The sequence below is a fragment of the Amycolatopsis kentuckyensis genome (assembly GCF_002155975.1).
In the GTDB taxonomy this organism is placed as follows: domain Bacteria; phylum Actinomycetota; class Actinomycetes; order Mycobacteriales; family Pseudonocardiaceae; genus Amycolatopsis; species Amycolatopsis kentuckyensis.
Genome location: NZ_MUMI01000068.1, coordinates 32,225 through 45,619, shown reverse-complemented (window position 1 = coordinate 45,619; position 13,395 = coordinate 32,225). Strand labels below are relative to the sequence as shown.

The 13,395-nt window shown below is 70.0% G+C and carries 14 protein-coding genes; 10 read left to right on the top strand and 4 right to left on the bottom strand.

All coding sequences use genetic code 11. The features are described 5' to 3' along the window. Positions 1-468: 468 nt before the first annotated feature. The 4 genes from CCN39_RS07280 to CCN39_RS07265 are packed head-to-tail and all read left to right on the top strand — an operon-like array spanning position 469 to position 6,006. Positions 469-1,680 (top strand): glycoside hydrolase family 16 protein, encoded by a 1,212-nt coding sequence (locus CCN39_RS07280; RefSeq protein WP_086839617.1) that lies wholly within the window; start codon positions 469-471, stop codon positions 1,678-1,680. Between the two features lie 53 nt (positions 1,681-1,733). Further along, positions 1,734-2,795, top strand: a complete 1,062-nt coding sequence (locus tag CCN39_RS07275; protein ID WP_244210656.1) for a glycoside hydrolase family 75 protein — start codon at positions 1,734-1,736, stop codon at positions 2,793-2,795. Continuing rightward, positions 2,792-4,651 (top strand): ricin-type beta-trefoil lectin domain protein, encoded by a 1,860-nt coding sequence (locus CCN39_RS07270; RefSeq protein ID WP_244210655.1) that lies wholly within the window; start codon positions 2,792-2,794, stop codon positions 4,649-4,651. Before CCN39_RS07275 ends, CCN39_RS07270 begins: the two co-directional genes overlap by 4 nt. After that, a complete protein-coding gene (locus CCN39_RS07265) occupies positions 4,648-6,006 on the top strand; it encodes a chitinase (RefSeq protein WP_086839616.1) in 1,359 nt (452 codons plus the stop codon). The genes CCN39_RS07270 and CCN39_RS07265 overlap by 4 nt, the downstream gene beginning before the upstream one ends. A 210-nt stretch (positions 6,007-6,216) precedes the next feature. On the opposite strand, the gene CCN39_RS07260 is transcribed toward CCN39_RS07265, so the two are convergent. Then, on the bottom strand, positions 6,217-6,939 hold the full coding sequence (locus CCN39_RS07260) for a GntR family transcriptional regulator (protein WP_086839614.1): 723 nt from the start codon (positions 6,937-6,939) through the stop codon (positions 6,217-6,219). 117 nt (positions 6,940-7,056) lie between these two features. Here CCN39_RS07260 and CCN39_RS07255 point away from each other — a divergent pair, with 117 nt between their 5' ends. The 5 genes from CCN39_RS07255 to CCN39_RS07235 are packed head-to-tail and all read left to right on the top strand — an operon-like array spanning position 7,057 to position 11,297. Next, positions 7,057-8,301 carry an MFS transporter gene (locus tag CCN39_RS07255; RefSeq protein WP_086839612.1) on the top strand — a complete coding sequence of 415 codons (1,245 nt, stop codon included), beginning with the start codon at positions 7,057-7,059 and terminating at the stop codon, positions 8,299-8,301. A 9-nt stretch (positions 8,302-8,310) separates the two neighbouring features. Beyond that, complete coding sequence (locus CCN39_RS07250) at positions 8,311-9,105, top strand: putative hydro-lyase (protein ID WP_086839610.1); 795 nt, start codon at positions 8,311-8,313, stop codon at positions 9,103-9,105. Between the two features lies 1 nt (position 9,106). Further along, positions 9,107-9,856, top strand: coding sequence for a LamB/YcsF family protein (locus CCN39_RS07245; RefSeq protein WP_086839608.1), 750 nt, complete (start codon positions 9,107-9,109; stop codon positions 9,854-9,856). Continuing rightward, complete coding sequence (locus CCN39_RS07240) at positions 9,853-10,464, top strand: 5-oxoprolinase subunit B family protein (RefSeq protein WP_086839606.1); 612 nt, start codon at positions 9,853-9,855, stop codon at positions 10,462-10,464. Before CCN39_RS07245 ends, CCN39_RS07240 begins: the two co-directional genes overlap by 4 nt. Then, on the top strand, positions 10,461-11,297 hold the full coding sequence (locus tag CCN39_RS07235; protein ID WP_086839604.1) for a 5-oxoprolinase subunit C family protein: 837 nt from the start codon (positions 10,461-10,463) through the stop codon (positions 11,295-11,297). Before CCN39_RS07240 ends, CCN39_RS07235 begins: the two co-directional genes overlap by 4 nt. 15 nt (positions 11,298-11,312) lie before the next feature. Here CCN39_RS07235 and CCN39_RS07230 read toward each other — a convergent pair whose 3' ends face one another. Beyond that, positions 11,313-11,552, bottom strand: a complete 240-nt coding sequence (locus tag CCN39_RS07230; RefSeq protein ID WP_086839603.1) for a hypothetical protein — start codon at positions 11,550-11,552, stop codon at positions 11,313-11,315. Further along, on the bottom strand, positions 11,545-11,898 hold the full coding sequence (locus tag CCN39_RS07225) for a hypothetical protein (RefSeq protein WP_086839601.1): 354 nt from the start codon (positions 11,896-11,898) through the stop codon (positions 11,545-11,547). The genes CCN39_RS07230 and CCN39_RS07225 overlap by 8 nt, the downstream gene beginning before the upstream one ends. Before the next feature lie 78 nt (positions 11,899-11,976). Between CCN39_RS07225 and CCN39_RS07220 the strand changes: the two genes are divergently transcribed. Then, positions 11,977-12,558: an ArsR/SmtB family transcription factor gene (locus tag CCN39_RS07220; RefSeq protein ID WP_086839599.1), complete on the top strand. Its 582-nt coding sequence runs from the start codon at positions 11,977-11,979 to the stop codon at positions 12,556-12,558. On the opposite strand, the gene CCN39_RS07215 is transcribed toward CCN39_RS07220, so the two are convergent. Continuing rightward, complete coding sequence (locus tag CCN39_RS07215; RefSeq protein WP_208630166.1) at positions 12,555-13,181, bottom strand: alpha-ketoglutarate-dependent dioxygenase AlkB family protein; 627 nt, start codon at positions 13,179-13,181, stop codon at positions 12,555-12,557. The genes CCN39_RS07220 and CCN39_RS07215 overlap by 4 nt on opposite strands. Between the last annotated feature and the right edge of the window lie 214 nt (positions 13,182-13,395).

Genomic DNA, 13,395 nt, shown 5'->3' with positions numbered 1-13,395 from the left:
GATCCGAAGCCGAAACACGGCCGGCAGGGCCGGGTCAAGGCACGCTTTCCCGCCTTGACGCGGCCCTGCCGGCCGTAGTCACAATGACAGCTTCGGGGTGCCGGAAGGACGCAACCAAGCCAGCGGCCACCACCCGAAGCGGAGCACATGCCCCGCTGACCGGGAACCCCCACCACCAGCACCGCACCACGCGTCCCGCCAACCCAACCCCCTGGGCCACGTCATCAACCAACCCTTAATTCGGGTTGAAAAAAAATGCCCGCCCGACGGTTGCCCGCCTTGTCTGGACCATGCATACTTTGTTGCCAGACACAACAAAGCCGCCGCCCGTGCACCGTCGCGGGCCCCGGCGCACACACGCACGGTCACTCCTGCCGCCGCCCCGGCAGGCGCGGCCTACCTTCCCCCTCCCCGCGTTCCGTGCTGCGCGCGGAACGCCGTTCCCCCACGGTGAGAGAGGCGACAACGATGTCCACCTCCAAAAAGAACCGCTGGGCGGCACTCCTCGCCGCCTGTTCGCTGCTCCTCCTCGGGCAGCAAGTCATCAACCCGTCGCCGGCCGCGGCGGCAGCCACGTTCACCGACGACTTCAACGGCCCCGCGGGCGCCGGTGTCGACGGGTCCAAGTGGCAGCTCGAAACCGGCGACAACGTCAACAACCACGAGCGGCAGTACTACACCTCCGGCACCAACAACGCCCAGCTCGACGGCCAAGGCCACCTCGTCATCACCGCCAAGAAGGAAAACCCCGGCAACTACAACTGCTGGTACGGCCGCTGCGAGTACACCTCCGCGCGCCTCAACACCGCCGGCAGGTTCAGCCAGGCCTACGGTCACTTCGAGACGCGCATGAAACTCCCGCGCGGGCAGGGCATGTGGCCCGCCTTCTGGATGCTCGGCGGCGGGAACTGGCCCACCGACGGCGAAATCGACATCATGGAGAACGTCGGCTTCGAGCCGAACACCGTGCACGGCACCATCCACGGCCCCGGCTACTCCGGCGCCGGCGGCATCGGCGCGGCCTACAACGGCCCGAACTTCTCCGACGACTTCCACACCTACGCCATCGACTGGGCGCCCAACCAGATCAAGTGGTACGTCGACGGCAACCTCTACCAGACGCGCACGCCGTCGGACCTCAACGGCAACCGCTGGGTGTACGACCACAGCTTCTTCCTCATCCTCAACCTCGCCGTCGGCGGGTACTGGCCCGGCGATCCCAACAGCAGCACGCAGTTCCCGCAGCAGCTGGTCGTCGACTACGTGCACGTCACGAACACCTCGGGCAGCGGCGGCGGCCGGACCGGCACGATCACCGGCATCGGCGGCAAGTGCGTCGACGTCGCCGGCGCGAACACCGCCAACGGCACGCCGATCCAGATCACCGACTGCAACGGCAACGCCGCGCAGAACTGGACCGTCGGCACCGACGGCACCATCCGCGCCCTCGGCAAGTGCATGGACGTCTCCGGCGCCGGCACCGCGGACGGGACACCGGTGCAGCTCTACGACTGCAACGGAACCGGTGCGCAGCAATGGGTCGTGACCGGGGCGAAGGACATCGTCAACCCGAACGCGAACAAGTGCCTGGACGCCACCGGCAACTCCAGCGCGAACGGCACCCGCCTGCAGATCTGGACCTGCGGCGGCGGCGCGAACCAGAAGTGGACCACTCCCTGATCCCCGGGGCCGGGAGCGCGTAGCTCCCGGCCCACTCCCCAAGGAGAACCGAAGTGCGGCGAATCCTCGTCGCGCTAATGGGGTGTGCCCTGTTAGCGCTTTCCTTCCTCACGACCGGCCAGGCCCAGGCCACAGTGGACGCCGGTCCGTCCGCGAGCCAGCTGCTCGCCAAAACCCAATCCTGCCAGCAGATCTCGAACGGCAAGTATTCCTTCGACGAAGGCGGCGCGGCCGCCGTGCCCGTCTGCCAGGCGAACGGCGCGGTGTTCTTCACGGCCGACATGGACATCGACTGCGACGGCGTCCGCACGACGCAGTGCAACGAGAACACCGACTGCTGCTTCTACCCCGACACCGCGTTCCACACCTCGACCGACCAGCCGCTCAACGCGGCACAGCTCCCGTACATCGTCCTGCCCCAGCCGACGTCCACCTGGGACTACCGCAACTACGGCATCGACGGCGGTTCGGTCGTGGCGGTGATCTACAACAACCAGGTCACCTACGCCGTGGTCGGCGACACCGGCCCGACGAGCATCATCGGTGAGGCTTCCTACGCCACCGCTGTCAGCCTCGGCATCAACCCCGACCCGAAGAACGGCGGCACCGAAGGCCCGGTGACGTACATCGTCTTCCCGAACACGCACGTCAACCCGATCGAGAACCACGCCAACGCGGTCAGCCTCGGCGAGCAGGTCGCGACGCAGTTCGCCGGCGGCACCACGACACCGCCCACCCAACACTCGATCACCGGCATCGGCGGCAAGTGCGTCGACGTCGCCGGCGCGAGCACCGCCAACGGAACCGCCGTCCAGCTCTACGACTGCAACGGCACCAGCGCTCAGCAGTGGACGGTCGGCACCGACGGAACCCTCAAGGCGCTCGGCAAGTGCCTCGACGTCACGAGCGCGGGCACCGCGAACGGCACGCCGACCCAACTCTGGGACTGCAACGGCAGCAGCGCCCAGAAGTGGTCGGCCAATTCGGCGAGCAACCTCGTGAACGCCGGGTCCGGCAAGTGCCTCGACGCCACCGGCAACTCCAGTGCCAACGGCACCCGGCTCCAGATCTGGACCTGCGGGTCCGGCGCGAACCAGAAGTGGACGCTCCCATGAGAAAACGCTCTCTCCTGGCACTGGCCGGGGTGACCGCCGTCGCCGCGGCCACCCTCGCCGCACCCGCGCAGGCCGCGGGCGAACCGGTCAACGTCTGGCTCACCACGACCAGCGACGCCGGCGGCCGGACGGTCACCCGCGGCCTCCAGCAGCAGACGCCGGTCACGTTCGCCGCCGGCACCGGCAGCGGCGGGGTGACCATCAACGTCAACGAGAACACCACCTACCAGCAGTTCGAGGGCGGTGGCGCGTCCTTCACGGACACCGCGGCCTGGCTGCTGAACTCGAGCGGGGCACTGTCCCAGGCCACCCGCGACGACACGATGCGCAAGCTGTTCGACCCGAGCAGCGGCATCGGGCTGAGCTTCATCCGCAACCCGCTCGGCGCGTCCGACCTGGCCCGCTACAGCTACACCTTCGACGACGTGCCGGCCGGCCAGACCGACCCGAACCTGACGCACTTCTCCATCGCCCACGACCAGGCCGACGTGCTGCCGCTGACCAAGCAGGCCAAGCAGCTCAACCCGCAGGCCAAGGTGATGGCGTCGCCGTGGAGCGCGCCGCCGTGGATGAAGGACAACGACAGCTACCTGCTCGGCTGGGTCGAATCGCAGTACTACCCGGCCTACGCGCAGTACTTCGTCAAGTACCTCCAGGCCTACCAGGCCGCGGGCGTGCCGATCGACTACGTCTCGATGCAGAACGAGCCGACGTGCTGCGCGAGCTACCCGTCGACCAACTGGAACGGGGCCGGCCTGGCGTACTTCGCCAAGAACAACCTGCTGCCCGCGCTCCAGAACGCCGGACTGCCCACAAAGGTCCTCGCGCTCGACTGGAACTGGGACACCTACGCCTCCTACGGCGCGCCCACGATGGACGACGCGGCCATCCGCACCCACCCGAACTTCGGGGGCGTGGCCTGGCACGGCTACGGCGGCAACATCGCCCAGCAGACGACCACGCACAACCAGTACCCGAACGTCAACGCCTACTCGACCGAGCACTCCGGCGGCACCTGGATCTCGAACCAGCAGGCCGAGGACATGAACAACATCGTCGACTACACGCGGAACTGGTCGAAGAGCTTCGTCAAGTGGAGCCTCGGCGTCGACCAGAACATGGGACCGCACAACGGCGGCTGCGGCACCTGCACCGGCCTGATCACCGTCCACAACGGAGACTCGCGCAGCGGGCAGGTCGACTACACCGTCGAGTACTACACCATGGGGCACCTGACGAAGTTCGTGAAGCCGGGCGCCTACCGGATCGACTCGAACGACAACGCGACCGTCCGCAACGTCGCCTGGAAGAACCCGGACGGCTCGAAGGCGCTCATCGCCTACAACTCCGGCACCGGCAACCAGAGCGTGCGGGTGAACTGGGGCAACTCCTCGTTCACCTACACCCTGCCCGGCCGCACGTCGGCGACGTTCACCTGGAGCGGCAACCAGGGCAGCGGCGGCGGCACCGGCAAGACCGGCCCGATCACCGGCCTCGGCGGCAAGTGCGTCGACGTCGCCGGCGCGAACAGCGCCAACGGCACCGCGGTCCAGCTCTACGACTGCAACGGCTCGGGTGCCCAGCAGTGGACCGTCGGCACCGACGGGACCCTGCAGGCCCTCGGCAAGTGCCTCGACGTCACCGGGCAGTCCACAGCGGACGGAGCACAGCTCCAGCTGTGGGACTGCGGCGGCACGGCCAACCAAAGGTGGGCGGCCACCGCGGCCAAGGACCTCGTCGGCGCGGGTTCGAACAAGTGCGTCGACGCGACCGGCAACTCCAGCGCCAACGGCACCCGGCTGCAGATCTGGACCTGCACCGGCGCCGCCAACCAGAAGTGGAACGTACCCGCATGAAGAAGACAGCAGCTTTGAGCGCGCTGGTCGCCGCTTCGGCGCTGGTGCTCGCCCCGGGCGTCGCGCAGGCGGCGACCGGCCCGATCACCGGCCTCGGCGGCAAGTGCGTCGACGTCGCCGGCGCGAGCACCGCCAACGGCACCGCCGTCCAGCTCTACGACTGCAACGGCACGAACGCTCAACAGTGGACGGTCGGCAGCGACGGCTCCCTGCAGGCGCTGGGCAAGTGCCTCGACGTGACCAGCGCGGGCACGGCGAACGGCACGACGATCCAGCTCTGGGACTGCAACGGCTCCACCGCCCAGAAGTGGACGGCCAACGCGGCGAAGAACCTGGTCAACACCGGGTCCGGCAAGTGCCTCGACGCCACCGGCAACTCCAGCGCCAACGGCACCCGCCTGCAGATCTGGACCTGCGCGAGCACGGCCAACCAGCAGTGGACGCTGCCGAGCGGTGGCACCACCCCGCCGCCCGGACCGGGTGTGATGGCCGTCGCGCCCTACCTCTACAACGGCTGGGGCGACCCGCCCAACCCGGCGACGATCCAGAACGCCACCGGCGTCAAGTGGTTCACGCTGGCCTTCATCCTGTCCAACGGCTACTGCAACCCGCAGTGGGACGGCGGCCGGGCGCTGACCGGCGGCGTCGACCAGAACACGATCAACACCGTCCGCGCGGGCGGCGGCGACGTCATCCCGTCGTTCGGCGGCTACTCCGGCAACAAGCTCGAGTCGTCGTGCGGCAGCGCGGGCGAACTGGCGGCGGGCTACCAGAAGGTGATCAACGCCTACGGCCTCAAGGCGATCGACATCGACATCGAGGCCGACGCCTACAGCAACCCCACCGTGCAGCAGCGCACGGTCGACGCGCTGAAGACGGTCCGGGCGAACAACCCGGGTATCAAGCTCTACGTCACCTTCGGCACCGGCCAGTCGGGGCCCGACAACAGCCTGGTCAACCGGGCGGCCCAATCCGGTCTCACGGTCGACGGCTGGGTGATCATGCCGTTCGACTTCGGCGGCGCGGGCCAGAACATGGGCACGTTGACGCAGCGGGCGGCCGAGGGCCTGAAGAACGTCGTCAAGAGCGCGTACGGCTACGACGACGACACGGCCTACCGGCACATGGGCATCTCGTCGATGAACGGCATCACCGACAACAACGAGACGGTCACGCTCAACGACTTCACGACCATCCTGGGCTACGCGAACGCGCACCACCTGGCCCGGCTGACGTTCTGGTCCGCGAACCGCGACCGCCCGTGCCCCGGCGGCTACCCGAACAACGACACCTGTTCCGGCGTTTCCCAGCAGGCGTGGGACTTCACGAGGATCTTCGCCCGCTACGCCGGCTGACCCCGGCAAGTCCGTGAAGGCCGTCGCGAGGCGGCCTTCACGGCGTTTGGGCTGCCGGGCCGCGGCCCTGGGGAAGCGGCGACCCGGCAGCGTGGGGTCCCGCCTGCCGCTGGGGGTATCCGGCGGCGGGACCGACCCCGAGGTTATCGACCGCGTGTGGCGCGCGGCTCGTGCTGGGGCCGTCCGGACGCCAACCGTGCCCGAATGGACCTACTCGGCCGCGATCGCCGCGCGGGCCGCGTCGGCACGGTCGGCGTACGCGTCCACCAGCTGTTCTTCGGCGTCTTCGAGGTACTTCAGCAGCAGCTGTTCCGCGCCCGGGCCGTCGCCGGCCTCGATGCGGTCCAGGATTTCGTGGTTGCGCGGCAGGTAGCGCTCGTGGAAGCGCCGCGGCTCGGCCATGATGTGGAACACCAGCCGCAGCTCGGCGGTCAGCCTGCCGACCAGCTCGTTCACCCGCTCGCTGCCCGACAGCGCGGCCAGCTCCTGGTGGAACCAGACGTTCGCGGTGCCGAGGTCCTTCCAGTTGCCGGTGCGCGCGGCCTCGTCGCCGATGTCGACCTTCTCCTTGATCCGCGCGAAGGACGCCGGCTTGGCCTTCAGCCCGCGGACCGCGGCACACTCGATGATCTTGCGCACCCGGTAGATGTCGACGACGTCCTCGACGCTCGGGATGCGGACGAAGACCCCGCGGTTGAGCTCGTGAGCGAGCAGCCGCTCGTGCGTGAGCAGCCGGAACGCCTCGCGCAGCGTGTTGCGGGAGACGCCGAGCGCGTTGCCGATGTCCTGCTCCGACAGCCGCCCGCCGGGCAGGAAGAACCCCTCCGCGATGCGCTTGCGGAGGACGCCGGCGACCCGCTCGGCCGTGCTCTTGCGCGTGACCAGGCCGCGATCGGCTTCCAGGCCCGAGGCGCCGCTGTCTTCGATGACCACGTCACCAAGGCTACCCGCCACTCGGGGGACGATCCAATTGGCATCTTGTGGAATTGTTCAACAATCTCTACCGTGTGAGGCACGCCACCATGAGAGACACTGGCCAGGAGGTGCCCCATGACTGCCACTACCGCTACCGAGGCTCGGCCGTTCGACTGGTTCCGCACACTCGGAAAACGTGGTCGCCGCGCCTTCGCGGGCGCGTTCGGCGGGTACGGCCTGGACTCGTTCGACTACCAGACCCTGCCGCTCGGCCTGGCCGCGATCACCGCGTACTTCGGCATTTCGAGCGGCGAAGCCGGCCTGCTCGGCACGACGACGCTGGTCGTGTCGGCGGTCGGCGGCGTCGGCGCCGGCATGCTCGCCGACCGCATCGGCCGCGTCCGGACGCTGCAGATCACCATCGCGATGTACACGATCTTCACCGTGCTCTGTGGCTTCGCGCCCAACTTCGAGACGCTGCTGGTCTTCCGCGCGCTGCAGGGCCTGGGCTTCGGCGGCGAGTGGGCGGCCGGCGCGGCCCTGGTCGCCGAGTATTCGCAGGCCAAGTACCGCGGCCGGACCGTGGCGTTCGTGCAGAGCGCGTGGGCCGTCGGCTGGGGTCTGTCGGTGATCGTCTACACCGTGGTGTTCAGCGTGGCCGGCGACGACATGGCCTGGCGGATCATGTTCTGGACCGGCGTCCTCCCGGCGCTGTTCGTGCTGTGGGTCCGCAGGAGCGTCCAGGACGCGCCCCGCGCCGAAGAACGCCTGAAGGCCGAACGCCCGAAGGGCACCCTCGGCCAGATCTTCAAGGGCGACCTCCTGCGCACGACGTTCTTCGCCGCGCTGCTGGCCACCGGCGTCCAGGGCGGGTACTACACGATTTCGCAGTGGCTGCCGTCCTACCTGAAGAAGACGCGCGAGCTCACCGTGATCGGCACCGGCGGCTACCTCGCGTTCCTCATCACCGGCGCCTTCGTCGGGTACGTCTGCGGCGGCTACCTGACCGACCTGCTGGGGCGCAAGAAAACGTTCCTGACGTTCGCGCTGCTCTCGGCCGCGCTGATCGTCGCCTACACGCAGATCCCCACGGGCGCCAACGGTCTCGTGCTGGTGCTCGGCTTCCCGCTCGGCTTCTCGATGTCCGCGATCTTCAGCGGCTTCGGCGCGTTCCTCGCCGAGCTGTACCCGACCGCGCTGCGCGGCACCGGGCAGGGCTTCACGTACAACTTCGGCCGCGCGGTCGGGGCGATCTTCCCGACCATCGTGGGTTTCCTCGGCGCGGGCGGCGCGATCGTGTTCGGCGCGCTGGGCTACGGCATCGCGGTGCTGGCCCTGCTCGGCCTTCCGGAGACCCGCGGCATCGAACTCGTGGACTGAGGGGGCGAAATGACGACCTTCGACGAGCCGGCCACCTACACGCCGGCACAGGCCCGGGCGGCGTTCCGCACCGGCACCGCCCATCCCACGACCGGCTGGGCCAACGGCTTCACCCAGACCAACCTGATCGCCGTGCCCGAGGACTGGGCCTACGACGTCCTGCTGTTCTGCACCCGCAACCCGCAGGCGTGCCCGCTGCTCGACGTCACCGACCCCGGCGACCCGGAAACCCGGCTCGCCGAGGGCGCGGACCTGCGCACCGACCTGCCGCGCTACCGGATCTGGCAGAACGGCGTCCTCGCCGGCGAGGTCTCGGACGCGACCGGCCTGTGGCGCAGCGACATGGTCGCCTTCTCCATCGGCTGCAGCTTCACGTTCGAGACGGCGCTGGCCGCCGAGGGCGTTCCGCTGCGGCACGTCGACCAGGGCCGCAATGTCGCGATGTACGTGACGAACCGGCCGTGCGAGCCCGCCGGGCGGCTGTTCGGCCCGATGGTGGTGTCGATGCGGCAGATCCCGGAGGACCGCGTCGCCGACGTCATCCGGATCACCCGCGCGATGCCCGCCGTGCACGGCGGCCCGGTGCACATCGGCGACCCGGGCGCACTGGGCATCGACGACCTTTCGCGGCCGGACTTCGGCGATCCGGTGGACGCCGAACCCGGCGACGTCCCGGTGTTCTGGGCCTGCGGGGTCACCCCGCAGGCGGCGCTGATGGCGTCCCGGCCCCCCTTTGCGATCACCCACGCACCGGGGTACATGTTCATCACCGATCGGTACGACAGCGAATACCGGGTGGGTTGAAATGGATCTGAACAGCGATCTCGGCGAAGGCTTCGGCGCCTGGAAGATGGGCGACGACGAAGCCATGCTCGACATCGTGACCAGCGCGAACGTCGCGTGCGGCTTCCACGCCGGCGACCCGTCGGTGATGCGGCGGGTGTGCGAGCTGGCGGCCGAACGCGGCGTTGCGATCGGCGCGCACGTCGGCTACCGCGACCTGGCCGGGTTCGGCAGGCGCGCCCTCGACATCGCACCGGACGACCTGGCGAACGAGGTGCTCTACCAGATCGGCGCGCTGGACGCGTTCGCCCGCGCGGCCGGCAGCCGCGTGACGTACGTGAAGCCGCACGGCGCGTTGTACAACACCGCGGCGGGGGACGCCGAGCAGGCCGCGGCGATCGTCGAGGGCCTGCGCCGCTACGACCCCGCGCTGGCGCTGCTCTGCCTGCCGAACTCGGAGATGCAGCGGCAGGCGGAGACGGCGGGCGTGGTGGCGTACGCGGAGGCGTTCGCCGACCGGGCCTACACCGCGGACGGCCGGCTCGTGTCGCGCAAGCAGCCGGGCGCGGTCCTCCACGACGCCGACGTGGTCGCCGAACGCGCGGTCGGCATGGCGACCGGCGGCGTCGTGACGGAGGACGGCACCAAGCTCGACGTGCGCCCGGATTCCCTGTGCGTGCACGGGGACACGCCGGGCGCGGTCGAGCTGGCCCGGCGGATCGAGGCGGCCCTGCTCGGGGCGGGCATCCAGCTCGGCGCGTTCACCGGATGACCGTCCGGTTGCTGCCGTGCGGGCGGCGTGCGGTGCTGGTGGAGCCGGACGACGTGCTGGGGTTTCAAGCGGCCCTGACGCAGTCGCCGCCGGACGGGGTCGTCGAACTCGTCCCGGCGGCACGGACCCTGCTGGTCCGCTTCGACCCGTCGGTGACGAACGCGGAACGGCTGGGTGCGCTGCTGCGTCAGGTGTCCCCTGTGGACAGTGTGGTGGCCGAAGCGGGTGTGGTGGTGATCCCGGTGGTGTACGACGGTGAAGACCTGGCCGACGTCGCCGCGGAGACGGGGATGAGCGTGGCTTCGCTGGTTTCCCGGCACACCGAGGGTACGTACGTCTCGGCGTTCTGCGGCTTCGCGCCGGGCTTCGCCTACCTCACCGGATCGGACCCCGCCCTGCACGTGTCCCGCCGGTCTTCGCCGCGCACCCGCATCCCGGCGGGTTCGGTGGCGATCGCGGGCGAGTACAGCGCGGTCTACCCGAGCGCGTCACCGGGCGGCTGGCGGTTGCTGGGCCGCACGGACGTGCCGGTGTGGGACGTCGAGCGCGACCCGCCGAACCTGCTGCCGCCGGGCACCCGGGTCCGCTTCACGGCGGTGCGGTCGTGAAGCTCGAAGTCGTCCGGCCCGGGTTCACGACGACGGTGCAGGACCTCGGCCGCCCGGGCCACGCGGCCCTCGGCGTCGGCCGGTCGGGTGCGGCCGACCGCGGATCGTTCCGGCTGGCCAACCGGCTCGTCGGGAACCCTCCGGAAGCGGCGGCCCTGGAGGTGACGCTGGGCGGACTGGTGCTGCGGGCGTCGGCCGTGACGACGGTGGCGGTCACCGGCGCTTCTTGCCCGCTCTCGAAGGGCGGGCTCAACGGGCCGATCACGTTGTGGCCGGGGGAAGAACTGGCGCTGGGCACGGCGGTGTCGGGGTTGCGGTGCTACGTCGCGGTCCGCGGCGGGATCGACGTACCGCCGGTGCTCGGGTCCCGCGCGACGGACACGCTCGGCAAGCTCGGCCCGCCCCCGGTGACGGCCGGGATGCTGCTGCCGATCGGCCCGGCGCCGAGGGCGTTTCCGGTGGTGGACCTCGCGCCCCGGGCGTCTCTGCCGGCGGAACCGGTGCTGCGCGTGACACCGGGCCCGCGTCGCGACTGGTTCACGGCACCGGAGGAACTGTTGTCCACTGTGTACACGGTGTCACCGGACTCGGACCGCGTCGGCATCCGGCTGATAGGGCCGGCACTGGCCCGCGCGCGCCACGACGAGTTGCCGTCGGAGGCGTGCGTGCCGGGATCGCTGCAGGTGCCGCCCTCGGGCCGGCCGATCCTGTTCCACGCCGACCACCCGACGACGGGTGGCTACCCGGTGATCGCGGTCGTCGAGGAGGAGGACCTCGATGTGGCGGCCCAGCTGCGGCCGGGCCAGAAAGTGCGCTTCCTCCCAGCGTCGTGAGTGGCAAGGCGGGCGCTAACCCGCCTTGCCACTCACGACCACCAGCCAGGCGACGTTCGTGACCGCGATCGCGAGCCACGCCGCCCATGCCGCGTCCGGGACCAGCCCGGTGGTGACGACCCCCAGTGCCACCGTCACCACCACCGGCCACGCGCGCCGGGGCCGCCGCACGCTCAGCTCTGCGAGGTAGGCGTCGAGGGCCTCGGCGACCTGGTCGTCGATCTCGTCGCGCAGCCGCGCGTCCAGCTCAGACATGCGCCGGCACCGGCCGCGGCGCGGCCACCGACAGGCAGGCCAGCGCCAGCGGCACCTCCAGCGTGGCCATGAGCAGCGAAAACACCACGTCGTCGCCCGCCGTCACGACGTCGAACCAGGCGTCGGCCAGCAGCAGCGTCGCCGTGGCCGTCGCCACCAGCGGCGTCCGCGCGTCGCCGCGGCCCAGCAGCCAGGCCGTGAGCAGCAGGCCGGCCGCTTCCGCCGCGTCGAAGCCCGTCCACGCCAGCCGCCAGTGCTGCGCCGCCACGACGTCCGGCAGCGTCATCCCCAGTACCGCGATCCACGGCAGCAGGCACAACCCCGCCGCCCAGAACAGCTTCTTCATCGCAACCCCCGATCTCCCGATCCAAGGTAGCCGATTGCAGAGATTCTTTGCAAACAATCTCTGTAGTATCCTCCCGGCATGGTCGAACGTCCCGAAAAACGCGTCCTGACCGGCGCGGACCTCAAGGCCTTCCACAAGGCATTGGCCAACCCGGTGCGCCGAGACATCCTCAGCTACCTGGGCAAACACGGCGAAGCGAACTCGACGAGCGTCGCGAAAGCCCTCGGCGAGAGCACCGGGACGACCAGCTACCACCTCCGCAAGCTCGCCGACCTGGAGCTGATCGAGGAACTCGAGGACCGCGGAGACGGCCGCGAGCGCTGGTGGAAGGCGCGGTCGAAGGACATCTACACCCCGCCCGGCCTCGACCTGGCGCCGGACGAGCGCGAGGCGATGCTCAAGCTCGGCGCCCTCAAGATGAGCCACGACCTGAGCCTGGTCACGCGGGCCTACGTGGGCTACGACGACGCCGGGGGCTGGAACCAGATCTACCGCGCCGGACTCCACTTGACGAAGGAGCAGGTCACGTCCTTCGTCGAGGAGTACCAGGACCTGCTCTGGAAGTACGCCACCGAGCCGGGGCAGCACCCCGAAGGCTCGCGGGCGCTGGCTGTCCGGTTCATCGTCGTGCCGGAGGACGACGAGTCCACAGAGGACTAGAAGCCGGACACCCGGAGCGTGATGTTCAGCCGCCCGTCGAGGCCCAGCGCCGGGTCCGCCGTGCCCGGCAGCGTCTTCGGCACGCCGTGGTAGGCGAGCCGGGACGGGCCGCCGAACACGAACACGTCCCCCGACCGCAGCTCGACGTCGGTGTAGGGCCGGCCGCGGGTTTCGGTGTTGCCGAAGCGGAACACGCAGGCGTCGCCGAGGCTGAACGAGACCACCGGCTCGAGGCTGCGCTCGTCCTTGTCCTGGTGCAGCCCCATTTTCGCGGTGGCGTCGTAGAAGTTGACCAGCGCGATGTCCGGCGCGTACGCCTCGGCGGGCTCCCCGTACGCGGCCGCCAGCGCGCGGCGGCCGAGGTCGCCGAGCCAGTCCGGGAACGGCAGCACCGGCGCCCCCGCGCCCGTGGTGCGCGAGTAGCCGTACGGGTACCAGTGCCAGCCCAGGCAGACGGACTTCACCGACATCACCCCGCCGTTGGGCAGCCGGGTGTGGCGGTAGCCGGACCAGCCGCGGCAGGCCGCGACGAGCTCGCGCTGTTCGTCGAAGCCGAGCCAGTCGGGCAGGTGCACCGCCCCGGGCGCGAGTTCGGCACGCGGGCGCGGCAGGAGGGCGTCCATCACCTCGATTGTGCCGGAGACTCCCGCCGCACACGTTCGGTGATCGTCGAAGGCACCACGCGATGACCGCGGAACGTGACGCCCGCGGCGGCGAACAGTCGCAGGAGCCGCCCCATTGGACCAACGGGACGGTCCTGCGACCGCATCCCCTCGCTCTGGGCCACCATGAAGTAGACGTTCCCACACCTGAATGTCACAAGCCAGCGTGGATCAG